Annotated in this window: 16 protein-coding genes; 5 read left to right on the top strand and 11 right to left on the bottom strand. The window is 74.7% G+C overall.

The window, feature by feature from the left end:
- Positions 1-17: 17 nt before the first annotated feature.
- The gene (locus tag ACZDWJ_RS14530) at positions 18-719 is read right to left on the bottom strand and encodes a hypothetical protein (RefSeq protein WP_463521884.1); all 702 of its coding nucleotides are present in this window, start codon (positions 717-719) and stop codon (positions 18-20) included.
- A gap of 125 nt (positions 720-844) precedes the next feature.
- On the opposite strand from ACZDWJ_RS14530, the gene ACZDWJ_RS14525 reads away from it, so the two are divergent.
- The gene (locus ACZDWJ_RS14525; protein WP_463521882.1) at positions 845-1,807 is read left to right on the top strand and encodes a response regulator transcription factor; all 963 of its coding nucleotides are present in this window, start codon (positions 845-847) and stop codon (positions 1,805-1,807) included.
- Between the two features lie 34 nt (positions 1,808-1,841).
- Here the strand turns inward: ACZDWJ_RS14525 and ACZDWJ_RS14520 are convergent, their stop codons facing one another.
- Positions 1,842-3,476 (bottom strand): sensor histidine kinase, encoded by a 1,635-nt coding sequence (locus ACZDWJ_RS14520; RefSeq protein ID WP_463521880.1) that lies wholly within the window; start codon positions 3,474-3,476, stop codon positions 1,842-1,844.
- A gap of 153 nt (positions 3,477-3,629) precedes the next feature.
- Here ACZDWJ_RS14520 and ACZDWJ_RS14515 point away from each other — a divergent pair, with 153 nt between their 5' ends.
- On the top strand, positions 3,630-3,968 hold the full coding sequence (locus tag ACZDWJ_RS14515; protein ID WP_463521878.1) for a hypothetical protein: 339 nt from the start codon (positions 3,630-3,632) through the stop codon (positions 3,966-3,968).
- Positions 3,965-4,378, top strand: a complete 414-nt coding sequence (locus ACZDWJ_RS14510) for a response regulator transcription factor (RefSeq protein WP_463521876.1) — start codon at positions 3,965-3,967, stop codon at positions 4,376-4,378. The genes ACZDWJ_RS14515 and ACZDWJ_RS14510 overlap by 4 nt, the downstream gene beginning before the upstream one ends.
- Before the next feature lie 50 nt (positions 4,379-4,428).
- On the opposite strand, the gene ACZDWJ_RS14505 is transcribed toward ACZDWJ_RS14510, so the two are convergent.
- The 3 genes from ACZDWJ_RS14505 to ACZDWJ_RS14495 form a co-directional block, all read right to left on the bottom strand.
- Positions 4,429-6,243: a PAS domain-containing sensor histidine kinase gene (locus tag ACZDWJ_RS14505; RefSeq protein WP_463521874.1), complete on the bottom strand. Its 1,815-nt coding sequence runs from the start codon at positions 6,241-6,243 to the stop codon at positions 4,429-4,431.
- Positions 6,244-6,462: 219 nt separating this feature from the next.
- Positions 6,463-6,768, bottom strand: coding sequence for a hypothetical protein (locus tag ACZDWJ_RS14500; RefSeq protein ID WP_463521872.1), 306 nt, complete (start codon positions 6,766-6,768; stop codon positions 6,463-6,465).
- Positions 6,765-7,124 (bottom strand): hypothetical protein, encoded by a 360-nt coding sequence (locus tag ACZDWJ_RS14495; RefSeq protein ID WP_463521870.1) that lies wholly within the window; start codon positions 7,122-7,124, stop codon positions 6,765-6,767. The genes ACZDWJ_RS14500 and ACZDWJ_RS14495 overlap by 4 nt, the downstream gene beginning before the upstream one ends.
- Positions 7,125-7,301: 177 nt before the next feature.
- Here ACZDWJ_RS14495 and ACZDWJ_RS14490 point away from each other — a divergent pair, with 177 nt between their 5' ends.
- Together ACZDWJ_RS14490 and ACZDWJ_RS14485 are read left to right on the top strand one after the other, a co-directional pair.
- Positions 7,302-8,918 carry a sensor histidine kinase gene (locus ACZDWJ_RS14490; protein WP_463521868.1) on the top strand — a complete coding sequence of 539 codons (1,617 nt, stop codon included), beginning with the start codon at positions 7,302-7,304 and terminating at the stop codon, positions 8,916-8,918.
- Positions 8,919-8,930: 12 nt separating this feature from the next.
- Positions 8,931-9,560 (top strand): DedA family protein, encoded by a 630-nt coding sequence (locus tag ACZDWJ_RS14485; protein ID WP_463522003.1) that lies wholly within the window; start codon positions 8,931-8,933, stop codon positions 9,558-9,560.
- Positions 9,561-9,570: 10 nt separating this feature from the next.
- Here ACZDWJ_RS14485 and ACZDWJ_RS14480 read toward each other — a convergent pair whose 3' ends face one another.
- The 6 genes from ACZDWJ_RS14480 to ACZDWJ_RS14455 all read right to left on the bottom strand — a co-directional run bounded on the left by ACZDWJ_RS14480 (position 9,571) and on the right by ACZDWJ_RS14455 (position 15,098).
- Positions 9,571-9,834 (bottom strand): DUF1905 domain-containing protein, encoded by a 264-nt coding sequence (locus ACZDWJ_RS14480; protein ID WP_463521866.1) that lies wholly within the window; start codon positions 9,832-9,834, stop codon positions 9,571-9,573.
- Between the two features lie 196 nt (positions 9,835-10,030).
- A complete protein-coding gene (locus ACZDWJ_RS14475; protein ID WP_463521864.1) occupies positions 10,031-10,213 on the bottom strand; it encodes a hypothetical protein in 183 nt (60 codons plus the stop codon).
- A 77-nt stretch (positions 10,214-10,290) separates the two neighbouring features.
- A complete protein-coding gene (locus tag ACZDWJ_RS14470; RefSeq protein ID WP_463521862.1) occupies positions 10,291-11,271 on the bottom strand; it encodes an AraC-like ligand-binding domain-containing protein in 981 nt (326 codons plus the stop codon).
- A gap of 44 nt (positions 11,272-11,315) precedes the next feature.
- On the bottom strand, positions 11,316-12,233 hold the full coding sequence (locus tag ACZDWJ_RS14465) for a dioxygenase family protein (RefSeq protein ID WP_463521860.1): 918 nt from the start codon (positions 12,231-12,233) through the stop codon (positions 11,316-11,318).
- Positions 12,230-13,297: a maleylacetate reductase gene (locus ACZDWJ_RS14460; protein WP_463521858.1), complete on the bottom strand. Its 1,068-nt coding sequence runs from the start codon at positions 13,295-13,297 to the stop codon at positions 12,230-12,232. Before ACZDWJ_RS14460 ends, ACZDWJ_RS14465 begins: the two co-directional genes overlap by 4 nt.
- Before the next feature lie 4 nt (positions 13,298-13,301).
- Positions 13,302-15,098, bottom strand: a complete 1,797-nt coding sequence (locus ACZDWJ_RS14455; protein ID WP_463521856.1) for an FAD-dependent oxidoreductase — start codon at positions 15,096-15,098, stop codon at positions 13,302-13,304.
- Positions 15,099-15,280 lie beyond the last annotated feature (182 nt).

Raw genomic sequence — 15,280 nt, 5'->3', positions numbered from 1 at the left:
CCCGGACGAGCCCGGCGTCAGCGGACCGTGAACGCCCCCGACATGGTGGCGTAGCCGCGTCCGGCGATGTTGACCCTGCTCGTGGCCCGGGCCGCAGCAGACGGGCCGGTGCTTAGGGCGTCGTCGTAGGAGATGGTCTCGCCGCGGACCCCGCCGGGCTTGCTGACCGGGAAGATGCCCCAGGTCTCGGCGCCGGCGCGGATCTGCGTCGGGTCGCCCAGGCAGGCCAGCGGCACGCGCACGACGACGCCGGGGTCGACGCGGTAGGCACGGCCGCCCTCGCAGGTGGTGGTGCGGCTGCCCTTGCGGACGATGCGGAAGTGGTCGTCCAAGGTGTCGGTGGTGAGGACGTAGCCGACGTGGTAGACCCGACCCGCCGCGGTGGTGATGCGCACCCAGGCGTCGAAGTCCTCGACGGTGTCGACGCGGGTGGTGATGTTCGCCTGGAGGGTCGTGCCGTCGGAGACGATCGTCAGGCGGCTGAGGTCCTCGCCGACGCCGCGGGTGGTCACCGACGACGTGCCGTCGTCGTAGTCGGTGCGGCCGTAGGCGTCACGCCGGGCGTCGACGTGGGTGTAGACCACCTGGCGGCCGGTGACGCCCTCCCTCTGCGCGACCTGCGCGGCCTGCGCGACCGGGACGCCGGCCAGCGGCGCGGCCAGGGCGGCCAGGGCCGCGGCGGAGAGGGCGAGCTGACGCGTGCGCGATGCCGAGATCATGCTCGAGGCTCTCACGCATGGACGGCATGGGCCACGGTCCGAGGCCAGCGCATGCCGTGGGGCTCGGCCTCACCCTCGCGCGCGATCGGCCCCGGATCGCGTCGAGGTCCTCCTATGATCCCGCCGTGCGCCTGCTCATCATCGAGGACGACGTGCAGCTCGGCGGGGTCCTCGCGCAGGCGCTGCGCCAACGCGGTCACGACGTCACCGTCGCCGCCACCGGGCGGGAGGGGCTCGACGCGGCGTCCGAGGGCTTCGACGTGATCATCGCCGACCTGGGCCTTCCCGACCTCGCCGGCCTCGAGGTCATCCGACGCATCCGCGGCAGCTCCCAGGTGCCCGTGGTCGTGCTGAGCGGACGCCCCGAGCTCGAGGCCGTCGTGAAGGCGCTCGACGCGGGAGCCGACGACTTCGTGCACAAGCCGTTCAAGCTGGTCGACCTGGAGGCACGGCTGCGGGCCGCGCTGCGCCGGCCGAACCTGGCGGCGCCGCGGCATGCCGTCACCGCGGGCGAGCGGACGATCGACCTGGAGCGCCGCACCATCGAGGGCGGTCCCTCGCCGGTGCGCCTGACGCCGACGGAGTGGAAGGTGCTCACGACCCTCGCCACGGCCCACGGACGCGCGGTCACCTACGCGACGCTGGGACGCGCGGTGTGGGGCGACACCGCCTACGTCCAGGCCCGCGAGAGCCTGCGGGTCCACGTGGCGGCGCTGCGGGCCAAGCTGGGCGAGGGGTGCATCGCCACCGAGAGCGGCATCGGCTACCGCTGGGTCGGCGAGCCGTCCGAGGGCGGCTCCTCCGTCTCCCGCCAGGAGATCGCGGGGGCGGACCAGGCCGTCGAGGCGCCGGTCCGCGCGCCGGCCGCCCCGCCGAGCGACCCCGGTGCCGATCCGCAGGCGGACCGGGTGCTGCGTCACGAGCTCAACAACGCGGTCGCGACGCTCAGCGTCATCACCGGCATGCTCGACCCGACCGTCGAGCTCAGCGAGGCGGCGCGCGCCGAGGCCCAGGCCCGACTGGCCAGCGGCGTCGAGCGGCTCCGCGGCGTCGCCCGCGACGTCAGCCGCCGCCTCGGCGGGGCCTGACCGGGCCGGGCGGGGCTGGACGGGGCGCCTGCCCTCAGGCGCCGACGCCGAGCGTGGGACACCCGCTCGCCAGGGGCAGCCGCACCGTCATCCGCGTGCCGTCGGAGTCGCTGCGGACCTCGACGCTGCCGTGGTGCTCGGTGACGATCCTGCGCACGAGCGTGAGCCCGAGGCCCACCCCCGGGTCGTGCGCGGTCCGGGAGGCGCGGGTGCGGTAGAAGGGGTCGAAGACCCGGCCGAGCTCGGTCGCCTCGATCCCGCGACCCGCGTCGCGCACGAGCACGAGGGCCTCCCCGCCCTGCGAGCGCACCTCGACGACGACCGAGGCCTGCGGCTGGCAGGCCTGGCAGGCGTTGGCCACCAGGTGCGCGATCGCGCGCTCGAGCTGATGGGCATCGCCGCGCACGATCAGGGCGGGGTCCTGCGGCAGGGCGACCTGGACGCGATCGGCCGCGGGGCTGCCCTCGGCGACGCCGCGTCGCACGATGGCGAGCAGGTCGACCTCGGTGCGCGGCACGCCGCCCCGGGTGGGGCTGGCCGTGTGCAGGACGTCGTCGACCAGCCGCAGCAGGCGCTCGCCGTTGCGGCGCACGATGCGGGTGGTCTCCTGCTGCGCCGGGTCGAGCTCGCCGACGAGCCCGCCGAGCATCGCGTCGCTGTAGCCCAGGATCGTCGCCAGGGGCGTGCGGAGCTCGTGGGTGACCGAGCGCAGCAGATCCTCGCGCAGCCTCACGTAGTCCTCCAGGCGCTCGCGGGCCGCTCGCTCGACCTCGAGGGCCCGCTCCCGCTCCCGGACCGCGAGCGCCAGCGGCGTCGCGAGCCCGATCAGGCAGATGAGATAGACCTGCACCGCCGCGCTCGACATCGTCGAGGTGGCGATGAGGCGGTGGTCGAAGGAGCCGTCGCCGCGCACGGCCCAGGTCGTCGCGAGGGCGGCGTTGACGAGCGCGGTCGCCGCGATCTGACGCGGCGAGAGCACGAACGCGGCGCCGACGAGGATCGCCAGCGGCACGAAGACGAACACGCCGTCGCCGGGGTGGAGCAGCATGAGGACGGTCGTGATCGCGCCGAGGCCGCCCGTGGAGACGCGCAGCCAGCGCGGATGAGGGCGGACGGCCGCCTCGGGCGTCACCAGGACCAGGCAGAGCACGAGCAGGTTCCCCGAGAGGTGCGCGAGCAGCACCGTGGCGCCGACGCTGAGGGCGTCGGCTCCCGCGATCGGCGCGACGACGAGCGCCGAGGCCAGGCCCAGCAGTCCGGAGCCGGCGAGCGAGGCCAGCGCGAGGTCCCCGACGTCGCGGCCGGTCCTCAGCAGCTTGGCGGGACGCCCGCGGGAGAACAGGTAGCCGACGACCGCCGCCTCCACGGTGTTGCCACCGCTCATGAGCACGCTCAGCAGGAGGCCCCGCCCGAGGACGATGTCGGGCACGAGGTTGGCCAGCAGCACCGCGAGCAGCGCCAGCAGGCCGGTGCGGGCGTCGCGCTGGCGCATCACCAGCCAGGTCGAGAGCCCTGCGCCCGGTGCCCACGCCGCGACGGGCAGGCTGCCGGGACGCAGCGCCGCCGCCAGGGCGGTGCTGACCGCGATGGCCGCGACGATGCCGGCCTCGAGCCCGCGGCCCGGCACCCGCGGGTGGCGGGCCTGGGCGGTCTCGGCGGCTGTCTCCACGCAGAGAGGATCGGTGCTCGGGCGCCTACGGCAAGTCCTCTTCACGGCATCTTCACGTCGCGGCGCCGAGGTCGCCCGTGAAGATCGTCCCAAGATCCCGCGCACCGCGGCAGCCGAGCGCCGATGCTCGTGCCAGCGAGGAGAGGAGGCGCCGTGAAGGTCATCGCGCTGCCCATGGACGGGCGACGGCTGCAGGTCGGGGACCGGGTCGAGGTGAGCCACCACGGGCTGGGGCTCGATCGCGGGCTCGAGCCCGGCGAGCGGCTCAGCGCCGCCTGCCTGGACGACCGGCAGTGGATCGTGGAGGTCGAGACCATCGAGTTCGATCTCGCCGACACCCTCTACGGCCTACGCCTGGTGTGGCCCGGCAGCTGCGTCCCCGCGCCTCCGTCCCCCCACGAGCCCGTCACGACCCTCCAGACCGCCTACCTGCTGCGGCTGCTGGGCACCGCCACCCGCCGCGCCCACGCGACACCGAGGTCGGCGCGGTGACCCCCGGGACCCCGGGGAGCCCGAGGAGGCCCGGGAGCCGGGTGCTGCTCGCCGACGACGAGGCCGATCTGCGCAGCCTGATGGTGCTCGTGCTGGAGTCCGGCGGCCACGAGGTCGTCGCCGCGCGCGACGGCGCGGAGGCCATCGCGCTCTCGGCGGCCGGCGAGTTCGACGTCGTGGTGCTCGACGTGATGATGCCGCGCGCCACCGGCATCGAGGTGCTCGGCGAGATCCGGGCCCGGGAGGGTCGGCAGCCGACCGTCCTGATGCTCTCGGCCCTCTGCTCGCGCGCCGACGTCCGGGCCGGCTACATCGCCGGCGCCGACGACTACCTGGCCAAGCCCTTCACGATGTCCGAGCTCCTCGACCGAGTGCAGACCCTCGTCGACGAGCGCACGATCCTCTCCTGATCGGCGCGGCTCCTCCTGCCGTCGGCCCTCCGTCCGAGGGCGGCTGACGGTCAGTCGACGGCCGGCAGCACCACCCGGAAGATCGAGCCGCCCTCGCGTCGGTCGACGTGCAGGGCGTCCCCGCCGTTGGCGCGGGCCAGCTCGCGCACGAGGTGCAGGCCGAGGCCGGTGCCCTCGACGACGTCGGCCGTCTGGGCCGCCCGGGAGAACCGCTCGAAGAGGGAGGCGCGGAAGTCCTCCGGCACGCCGGGGCCCGCGTCCACGACGTCGAGGACGATCCGCGGACCGTCCCGACCCACCTCGACCCGCTCGACGCCGCCGGCGTACTTGCGCGCGTTCCCGGCGAGGTTGGCGACGATCTGCACGAGATGGCCGTGCTGCACGAGGGCGGTGCCGGCCTCCGGGTCGTGGACCGGGACGTCGGGCAGCCCGACCTCGGCGAGCGCCAGTCGGACGACGGAGGTCACGCGGACCGGCTCGGGGCGTGCGGTGAGGTGGGCGGTCTCGGTGGTGACCTGGCGCAGGATGTCGCCGACGGTGCCGCTCAGTCGAGCGGCGCTGCGCTCGACGAGCTCGAGGAACTGGCGCTGCGCCGGCAGGGCGTCGCCGCCCCAGCCCGCGCGGGCGACCTCCGCTGCGATCGAGAGCACCGTGAGCGGGTTCTTGAGCTCGTGTCCCAGCATCCCGATGAGGTCGGACTTGAGGCGGTTCATCGCGTCGAGCTCGTCGAGCCGATCGCGCAGCGCCTGCTCGGCGACGTCGCGGCGGGCCTCGGCCTCGCGGATCTGGGTGAGGTCGATGAGGTGGGAGACGAAGCGGAGCGGGCTGCCGTCGCGGTCTCGCACCAGGCTGGTGGTGTAGAGCACCGAGACGAGTCGGCCGTCGGGCCGCTCGAGCTCGACCTCGGTGCTCCCCGACGCTGCCGTCCCGGACAGCAGGCGCTCGGTGATCTCCACGATCTGGTGCGGCATCTCGCGCCGGTGACGGTCGGGGTCGGCCAGGAGGGCGCCGCCGTCGGCGTAGCCGAGCATCCTGGCCAGGGCCGGGTTCACCGACTCGAAGGTGCCGTCCACCGAGCGCGTGCCCTGACCCACCGCGCTGTGCTCGAACTGGGAGCGGAAGAGCTCCTCGCTCACCACGAGCGCCTCCTCGGTGGCCCGGCGCTCGGTGATGTCGGAGTTGATGGTCAGCACGCCGAAGGGCGTGCCGTCGGGCTCGCGCAGCAGCGCCTTGCGGCTGAGGACCACGAGGCGACGCCCGTCCGCGTGCGCGTGCGCCAGCTCGCCCTCCCAGACGCCGTCGGCGAGGAGGTGTGCGTTGATGACGCCCCGATCGAGTCCCGGGGGGAACTCGGTGCCGAGCACCTCGTCCAGGTCGCGGCCCAGCACCTCCCCCGCAGCGCGGCCGTAGGTGACCTCGGCCCGCGGGTTCCAGTAGGTGATCCGGCCGTCGAGGTCACGGGCGAGGACGGCGTCGTTGACGTGCTCGAGGAGGCTGGTGCGCTCGGCGAGTCGACGCGCCGTCACCGCCGAGCCCGCGCCGTGCTGCGCGAGCGCGAGCGCGGCGACGTCGGCGAGCAGGTCGAGGAGGTCCTCGACCTGCTGGGCCTGGTCGGTCGGCTCCGCCGTGCGCTGCCACGGCTCGACGACGAGGTCGGCGACGTGGCGGTGGGCGAGCCGCACCTGACGCGTGGGCTGGGCGACGGAGCCGGGCTCGAGGACGACGACCCTGACGCGTCCGGGGCCCACGGCGCTCAGGGCCGCACTGAAGGGCGGCCACTCGGCTCCGAGCGGCGGGACCGCCTCGAGGACCGCTGCGCGCGCACGACGCACGGCGTCGAGCACGGACCCTTCCCCACTGACCACCGTGCCATCCTCCCGAACGGATCCGCGGTCCTTCGCCGCACCACCTCTCCTCGACCGCGGCACGCAGCCGCGGCAGGAGTCTTCATACAACCTTCACACCTGCTCCGGAGCGGCCCGATCTCCTCGGTGCCGCCGGTCGGCGCCCGACCGGGGAGGGCGAGGGGCGCCGACCGACGGGCCGCCCGATACCAGTCCGAGGACGGGCGCGGCGGGGGAGGCTCACGGGCACACGACGAGGCGGGCCTGGGCCAGGCGTCGCTGCTGGGCGCCCCACACGACGCCGAGCGCGGCCATCTCCTGGCGGGAGAGGACCGGTCCCAGAGTCGCGCGACAGGTGCCGTCGGCGCCGATGCCGGAGATCACGGCCCCGCGACAGGCGCCGTCGCTGCCCCGGACGACGACGATCTGGGCCAGGCGCAGGCCCGAGACGTGAGCGGGGACCGCCGGGGCGAGGTCGATGACCTCGCCCGCGGCGGCGTCGGCGACCGGCGCCCAGCACTCCAGCAGCGTCGGACGGAGGATCATCGACGACGCCCCGCGATCGGCTCGGCGTCCCCGCGTCGGGAGACGCGCTGCTGGCGGCCCAGGGCGTGCAGCAGCGCGGCGGTGTCGGCGGTCGTCAGCATGCGGCCGGCGTCGGGCAGTCGCGAGCGATCCGCATCCGGCGCGGGCCGCTCCGCGGTGAGGAGGTAGCGGGTGTCGACGAGCCCGAACTCGAGGTCCTCGACGCACATCAGCCAGACCGCGCCGTCGAGGCAGCGGGCGAGCACCTGCTCGCCGAGGTCGAGACCTCGATCGAGGTGCAGGTGGTGGTGGCCGACGTCGACGAGCGTGCCGGGCCTCCACCGCCGACCGTCGGCCGGCAGATCCAGCGTGATCATGGGCCCCTCCTGCCCTCGGGGGCCGAGCTCGAGGAGCCCGGCCGATGAGGATCACTCTGCGCCGCCGGGGCCGCGGGGGACCGTGCTCTTTCATCGGTTCTTAACGCACCCGGCGCGATCGTGAAGAACCGATCAAGATCCGAGCGGCCCCTCGCGCGCGTGCATGACCCTGGGGGCATGCCGACCTGGGGATGGCGCTCGACCCGCAGCGCCTGGACGATCGACGTCCTCCTGTGGTCGCTGCTGTTCGTCGCGGCGTCGAGCGCGGTGGCGCTGCGTCCGGCCGGCTCGGAGGTGGCGGCGTGGTGGCCGGCCTCCGGCGTGGCCGCCTGGGGCGTGCTGCGTCGGCGCTCGCGGCGGGGTCGGCTCGCCGCAGGCCTGATGACCGTCGTCGTGACGACCGCCGCCAACCTCGTCGCGGGCCATGGGCTGGCCCTCGCCGTGCCCTTCGGCGTGGCGAACGGGGCCGAGGCGCTCGTCGTCGCCCAGGCCCTGAGCCCGTCGCCGACGCGTGCCTTCCGCCTCCGCGCGCTGGAGCAGTACGGCCGGGTGGTCCTGGCCTGCCTGGCCGGTGCGGCCGTCCTGGCGGTGCTGGCGGCGACGACCGTGGCCCTCGCGACCACCTCGTCGCCGTGGCCGGTGCTGGTCAGCTCGCTGCCGGCGCACCTCTCGGGCTCGCTGGTGGTGCTGGGGATCGTCCTCGCGCCCCCGCGGGCGCGATCGCACCGCACGCCGCCGGGCGTCGTGCTGCCGACCGCGGCCCTGCTCGCCGGAGGAGCCGCGATGTTCGCGCTCACCCGCGGTCAGCCGGTCGGCTTCGTCCCGCTGGCGGGCATGGTGCTCGCCGCCTTCGTGCTCGCGCCCCGGGCCACCGCCTGGGTCGCGCTCGGCCTGGCCCTGACGGCGACGGTGGCGACGGCGCGCGGGAGCGGGCCCTTCGTCACCGTCCCGGCCCTCGATCCGGCGCGGGTGGCGGCGATGGTGCAGCTGTTCATCGTCTGCGCGAGCGCCCTGGCCACACCCCTCTCCCTCGCGATCCGCGACCGCCACCTGGCCCTCGAGCACGAGCGGGAGGCCTTGGTCGACCAGATCGAGTTCGGCCGGATGCGCGGCACGCTGCTCTCGACGGTCACCCACGAGCTGCGCACGCCGCTGACCGTCATCCTCGGCTACAGCGAGGTGCTGCGTCAGCGCCTGGACGCCGCGGGGATGACCGACCTCCATGACCAGGCCGACGCCGTGCACCGCAACGGCGAGCGCCTCGTGCGTCTCGTCGACGACCTCATCGCGGCGAACAGCGTCCACGAGCAGGCGGAGACGGCGCAGGACGTGGTGGTGCTCGCCGACCTGCTCGAGCGATCCGCCCGAGCCGTCCCGCCCGACGGCGAGGTCGTCGCGGTCATCGCCCCGGAGGCCCGCACCGGCCTGGTGAGCGGGGACCCCGCCCAGCTGGGGCGGGTCGTCGAGGAGCTGGTGTCCAACGCCCGCCGGGCCAGCGACGGCCAGGCGCCGGTGGTGCTCAGCCTCAGCCCCTCGCCGGGGGATCCCGCCCGCGCGTGCGTCCAGGTGACCAACACCGGCCAGCCCCTCTCGGCCGCCGAGCGCCGCCACGTCTTCGACGCCTTCTTCCGCACCGAGGCCTCCCGCCGCGAGGGGCGTCCCGGCGTCGGGCTGGGCCTGACGCTCGCACGTCACATCGTCCGGGCCCACGGCGGCGACATCCACGTCACCAGCGGCCCGGGACGCACCACCGTCACGGCCACGCTGCCCTGGGCGTGCACCGGAGGCGAGTAGGTTCGCCCCGTGATGCACGGGGTGCTCGACGCCATCCGCTCGGTGCCGCCCGCGGCGGCCTACGCGATCATCGGCCTGCTGGTCTTCGGGGAGGCGGCGGTGTTCGTCGGGTTCGTCCTGCCGGGCGAGACCGCGGTGCTGCTCGGCGGGTTCCTGGCCAGCCAGGCGAACCTGCAGATCGTGCCGCTGGTGGTGCTCGTGGTGGTGTGCGCCGTCGTCGGCGACACCGTCGGCTTCGAGGTCGGCAAGCGCTACGGGCCGCGGGTGCTGCAGATCGGCGTCGTCCGCAAGCACGAGCACCGCATCGACAAGGCCCGCGAGACGCTGCGCCGCCGCGGCGGGCCGGCCGTGTTCCTTGCTCGCTGGACGGCGTTCTTCCGCGCCGTCATGCCCGGCCTGGCCGGGCTGAGCCGGATGCCGTACCGCACCTTCCTGGCCTGGAACGCGCTCGGCGGCCTCGCCTGGGGCGTCACGTTCTGCCTCGTCGGCTACTTCGCGGGCGCCTCCTACGAGAAGGTCGCCTCGCGCATCGGCACCGGCTCGGCGGTGGTGGTCGCGCTCGCGGTCGTCGTCGCGCTGGTGGTGTGGAAGGTGCGGCGGGAGCGGTCGGAGGACGACGAGGCCACGACGCCGACCGCCTGAGCCGTCCGGATCAGCGCTCGGGGTCGACCTCGAGCCGCACCTCGACCTCGTCGCCCGCGCCGCGACCGGTGCGCTTGCGGGTCTCGGCGTTGAACGACACCAGGTAGCGACCGCCCATCACGCCGATGGTGGTGCGGTACTCGTAGTCGCCGTCGATGGTGACGACCACCGGCACCCGCTTGCCGCGCTCGAAGGCAAGCACCACGTCCTCCGGCACGACGATCCCGACGTTGTTGCCGCCCGTGGCCTCGAGGACCGTGCGGAAGGTGGCCATGACACTCCTCGTGATGCGTCGACGCTGCCGATCGAGCGGTGCATCGCACCGCTGCGTGTCAGCCAAGCAGGTCGGAGGCGGCCCCGGGTCGGGTTCGGGAAGGCTCAGCCGACGATGCTCCTCAGCACGCCGGGCACCGCCTCGGAGGCGCGCTGCTGTTCCCCGGCCAGCGCGCTGACCACCACGAGGGCGCCGGTCAGCCCGGGGACCACCCACTAGTCCAGCGGTCCCAGCCGGTGTTCGCCACGGCGCCACGGGACGAGGAGGAGTCCGCCTGACCGGACGCGGGGTTGAGGGCGATGGCGTTGGCCAGCGTCCCGCCGAACCAGGCGGCGAGGCCGACGTCGTGCAGCGAGCGGGTGAGCGAGTGGCGGGTCATGGATCCTCCAGGTGCGATGGGCGCCGTCGTCGGCCGTGACGACCGGTGACCCGCGGGCCTGGAGCGCACACCTCGCGTCAGGGTGCTTCCGGATCGCCGAGGCGCCGGTGGTCCTCGAGCCGCCGCACCACGCCCGCAGCGACGCCGAAGCGCGCGGCGAAGGCCTGGGAGAACCAGGCGGTGGAGGTGAAGCCGCAGCGGGCGGCGACGTCGACGGTGCGCAAGGCGGGGTCGGCGGCGTCGCGGAGCAGCACGTAGGCGCGGTCGAGGCGGCGGGCCAGCACGTGGCGCGGCAGCGTCGTGCCGGCGTCGGCGAGCAAGCGGGAGAGGTGCCGCTCGGAGACGCCCGCGCCGGCAGCGACGCCGGCGGCGCCGAGGGCGGGGTCGGCGAGGTGGTCGTCGACGAAGGCGCGCACGGCGGCGCGGTGCCGCGTCGAGGGGGCGACGTCGCCGCCCGCGGCGAGGATGGAGACGAGCTCGACGACGGCCTGACGGTCGGCGGGCAGCGCGCCGTCGGAGGGTCCGGCGAGCGCGCGGGAGACCAGCCGCACCAGGGCGCGGGCATGTGGGTCGGCGTGCGCGCCGGTGGAGTCGACGACGAGCGGCTCGACGACGGCCGAGGCCGAGAGTCCGGTGAGCGAGGCGACGGCCGCCTTCGGCACCCGCACCGCCAGCTCGTGCAGGCCGCGGCCGAAGCCGCGCAGCAGCGGACGGTCGAGGTCGCAGACCAGCAGCTGCCCGGGGCGGACGACGAGGCGGCCGGCGTCGGTCTCGACGAGGGCCTCGCCGCGCAGCGCCGCGTACACGGCGATCGCCTCGGCGGGCGCGGTGCCGGCGTCGCGCTCGACGACGTGGGCGGTGCCGCGCACCGCGGCCAGGCGCAGGTCGCCGGCCTCGACGGTGACCTCGCGGGCACGGAACGCGACGCCGTCGGCCACCTGGCAGGTCAGCTCGATGAGGGCCTCGCGGTTGTGCTGCTCCCAGGCCGCGAGCAGCCGCGCACCGGCGTCGACGTCGCCGTGCACCTCGAAGGAGCGCGGCCGGGCGGGGGCCTCCACGTTCCCATCGTGACACGCGTCACCAGGGGCGGGGGCGAGCGTGCTCACGCCTCCGAAGGCGCCAGCACGACGTCGAACCGGGTGCGGCTCCAGGTGCCGTCGACGGCGCGGCCGTCGGGGGTGGGCGTGCCGGCCGGCTGCTGCTCGAACCGCTTGACCAGGGAGTCCTTGACGCCGAAGACGCTGTCGGCCTCGAGCAGGGGGTCGCCCTCGACGAAGATGTGGGTCACCAGCGTGCGGCAGCCCGGGTGGGACACCATGAAGTGCAGGTGGCTGGCGCGCATCGGCGAGCGGCCCACCGCGTCGAGCATCCGGCCGACGGGACCGTCGTCGGGGATCGGGTACGGCGTGGGCGTGATGCCCCAGAACCGGTAGCCGCCGTCGTCGTCGGTGCGCAGGTGGGCGCGGGCGGCGGTGCGGCCGTCGCCGTACTGGACGTCGTAGCGACCGTCCTCGTCGGCCTCCCAGACCTCCAGCAGCGCACCGGCCAGCGGGCGTCCCTCGTGGTCGCGGACGGTGCCCTCGACCCAGCACGGCTCGCCGGTGGCGCCGAAGGCCATGTCGCCGCCGAGCTCGATCTCCGGGGAGCCCTCCACGAAGAACGGCCCGAACACGGTGGCCTCGGTGGCGTCGCCGTAGGCCTCGTTGTTGACCGCGATGGTCTGCATCGAGGCGCCGAGCACGTCGGAGAGCAGGATGAACTCCTGGCGCTGGTCGTCGGTGATGTGGCCGGCAGCGGTGAGGAACGCGATGGCCTCGCCCCACTCCTCCTCGGTCAGCCGGGTCTCGCGGATGAAGGCGTGGACGTGGCGCGTCAGGCCGGTCATCAGCTCCTTCAGCCGCGGGTCGGGGCAGGCGTCGAAGGAGGCGACGACGCGCTCGAGGAGCTCCTCCTCGCGCTGCTGCTGGTCGGCGGAGACGGGGCTGTCGGAGGTGCTGGACGTGCTCGGGGACGTGCTCATCGGGGCTCGCTTCCTTCCCAGGCCGCCCGGAGCAGGGCGGCGATGCGGTCGGCGTCGACGGGGACGGGGTTGTGCGGGGGCACCGCGGCCAGGATCGGCGCGACGGCGTCGGGCAGGCGCTCCTCGGGCAGGCCGAGCTCGCGCAGGGAGCGGGGCGCGTCGAGGGCGCGGTAGAGGCACGCCAGGCCGCTCCTGGCGTCCTCCGCGCCCAGCGCCGCGGCGATCCGCCGCTCGGCCTCGGGCGCGGCCGGGGCGTTGAGGGCCAGCACGTGCGGCAGGACGACGGCGTGCGTCTGGGCGTGCGGGAGGTCGAACAGGCCGCCGAGGACGTGGCAGATCTTGTGGTGCAGACCGGAGCCGGCCGAGGCGAAGGCGACCGCCGCGAGGTGGGCGCCGTAGAGCGTCTGCTCGCGTCCGGGCAGCGCGGACGGGTCGGCGACGACGTCCGGCAGGCCGGCGGCGAGCGCGGCGATCGCCTCCCCGGCCAGGGCGCGGTCGATCGGGTCGGCCCGCGGGCCCCACATCGCGTCGACGCAGTGGGCCAGGGCGTTGAGGCAGCTGGCCACGGAGAGCTCGACCGGGAGGCTGGTGAGCAGGGCGGCGTCGTAGACCACCGTGCGGGGCAGCACCCGGGCGTCGACGCCGGTGGTCTTGACGCCGCCCTCGGTCAGGCCCCACACGTCGGTGGCCTCGGAGCCGGCGTAGGTGGTGGGCACGGCGAGGATTACCAGGCCGGTGGTGAGCGCGACCGCCTTGGCCAGGCCCGTCGTCGAGCCTCCGCCGACGCACACCAGCGCGTCGGCGTCCGCGTCGGCGGCCACTTTGCGAGCGCGCTCGGCGACCTCCACCGGCACGTGCATGACGACCTCGTCGTGGTGCACCGCCACCGGCAGGCCGTCGGCGATCCGCGCCGCCAGCGCGGCCTCCGCTCCCGCGGCGAGGAGCATGACGCGGCGCGCGCCGAGGCGCTCGGCCTCCGCGGCGGTGGCCGCGGCCGCCTCGCCCGGCGCGAAGACCACGCGCTGGGCGCGGGTCTCGTGCTCGAAGCGCAGGGCGGTGGTCACGGCCTCACGCCCGTCCGAGCAGCTGGGCCAGCGCGGCGCGCAGCGCCTGCTCGGGCGCCTCGGGCAGGTTGATCGCCCGCCACGCGACGTGCTTGTCGGGGCGCACCAGCAGCGCGCCGGACTCCTCGACCTCGCGCAGTCGCTCCCAGTCGAAGTAGAGGTCGGTGACCTCCCGACCGGGGCCGATGACGACGGCCTCCAACGGCACGCCGAGCTCGGCCGACACCGCCGCCGCGGCCTGCTCCCAGGCCTCCCCCGCGACGCCGGTGATCAGCGTCCAGCGGTCGTAGGGGGCGAGGTCCATCATCGCCAGCCGGGTGGTGTTGTCGCCGACCCACGCGTGCGGCAGGTGGGCGCCGGGGCTGGTGGAGACCGCGTGGTAGAGGTCGGCGTCCTCCTTGCCCGGTGGCTGCACCGGCCGCGTCCCGTCGCCGAGGATCGCGCCGGACTCGTAGAACTGCCCGAGCTCGACGCCGTGGGCGTTGAACTCGTAGTTCTTCTTCTCCATCGCCTTCACCAGCGCCGCCCGCTTGGCCGCGCCCTCGGGCGTGCTGGCCTTGCGCTCCTCGATCGCCGCGGCCATCGCCTCGCCCTCCAGCCCGACGACGCCGAGCGCCTCGAAGAGGTCGGCGAACTCGCGCGCGGAGGTGTTGGCGCGCGTCACGATGCGCTGCGCCACCGGCGCTCGCTCCTCGGTGTAGCTCTCCAGCAGGCCCGGCGCCGCCTGGCCCTTGAGCACCGCGGCGAGCTTCCAGGCCAGGTTGTAGGAGTCCTGCACCGAGGTGTTCGAGCCCAGGCCGTTGCTCGGCGGGTGGCGGTGCACGGCGTCGCCGGCGCAGAACACGCGGCCGTGCTGCAGGCGGGTCGCGTACATCTCGTTGACGCCCCACAGGCTGTAGCCGGTGATCTCCGGCTCGAGGTCGGGCATGCCGAGCAGGTCGCGGACGATCTTGGTGGCCGCGGCGTCGTCGAGCACCGGCGGCTCCTCGGCGATGTCGTAGCCCCACACGATCAGCCACTCGTCCCAGGGGCGCACCATGCGCACCAGGCCGGTGCCGATGCCGCCGACGTTCGAGCCCGGCTGGATCACCCAGTAGAGGACCGACGGGCGGTGGTCGACGAGCTCGGAGATGTCGGCCTTGAAGGTGATGTTCATCGAGCCCGCGATGTCCATCGCGCCCTCGTAGGGCAGGTCGACGTCGGCGGCCACCTGCGAGCGGGCCCCGTCGGCGCCGATGAGGTACTTCGCGCGGATCGCGTACTCGTGGCCGGTCAGCCGGTCGCGCACCTCCACGGTGACGCCGTCGTCGTCCTGCCGGTGGCGAAGGTACTCGGTGGAGAAGCGCGTCTGCGCGCCGCGCTCGGTGGCCGTCCGCACCAGGATCGGCTCGAGGTAGGTCTGCGGGATGTCGACGGTGAGGCACGGGCTGGCCAGCTGGTAGTCGGCCTCGCGGTCGGGCCGGGTGCCCCACGTGCGGATGCGGCCGATCTCCTCCCCCGCCAGCGAGGTGCAGAACACCGTGTCGCCGACGAGGTGGTGCGGCGTCGCGTCGGCCAGCACCTGCTCCTCGATGCCGAGGTCGCGGAAGATCTCCATCGCCCGCTGGTTGGTGATGTGCGCCCGCGGGGTGTTCGCCGTCCAGCGGTACTTGGTGATCATGATCGTCGCCACGCCCAGCTCGGCCAGGAACAGCGCCGCCGACGCACCCGCCGGGCCCGACCCGACGACGAGCACGTCGGTCTCCACCATCGCGCCGCTGGGCGGCACGGTCTCGGCCAGGCCGTCGTCGAACGTCGTCATCTGCGCACCTCTCGTCGGGTCCTGAGCGGTTCTCGGGGGGTCTCGGGGGTCCTCGGGTGCGTCGAGTCTCAGCGGCCGGCTCGGGGCCGGCCAAGGGTCGGGGTGGTCGATGGCGGAAATGCGAACGCCGACGAACGCAGGTCGCCGAGCCGACGCCGTGACGTGTCTCGCAGGTTCTGAGG

Source organism: Nocardioides sp. B129/18 (assembly GCF_055282735.1).
The sequence above is the reverse complement of the archived record's forward strand: the minus strand, read 5'-3'. Positions and strand labels throughout refer to the sequence as shown.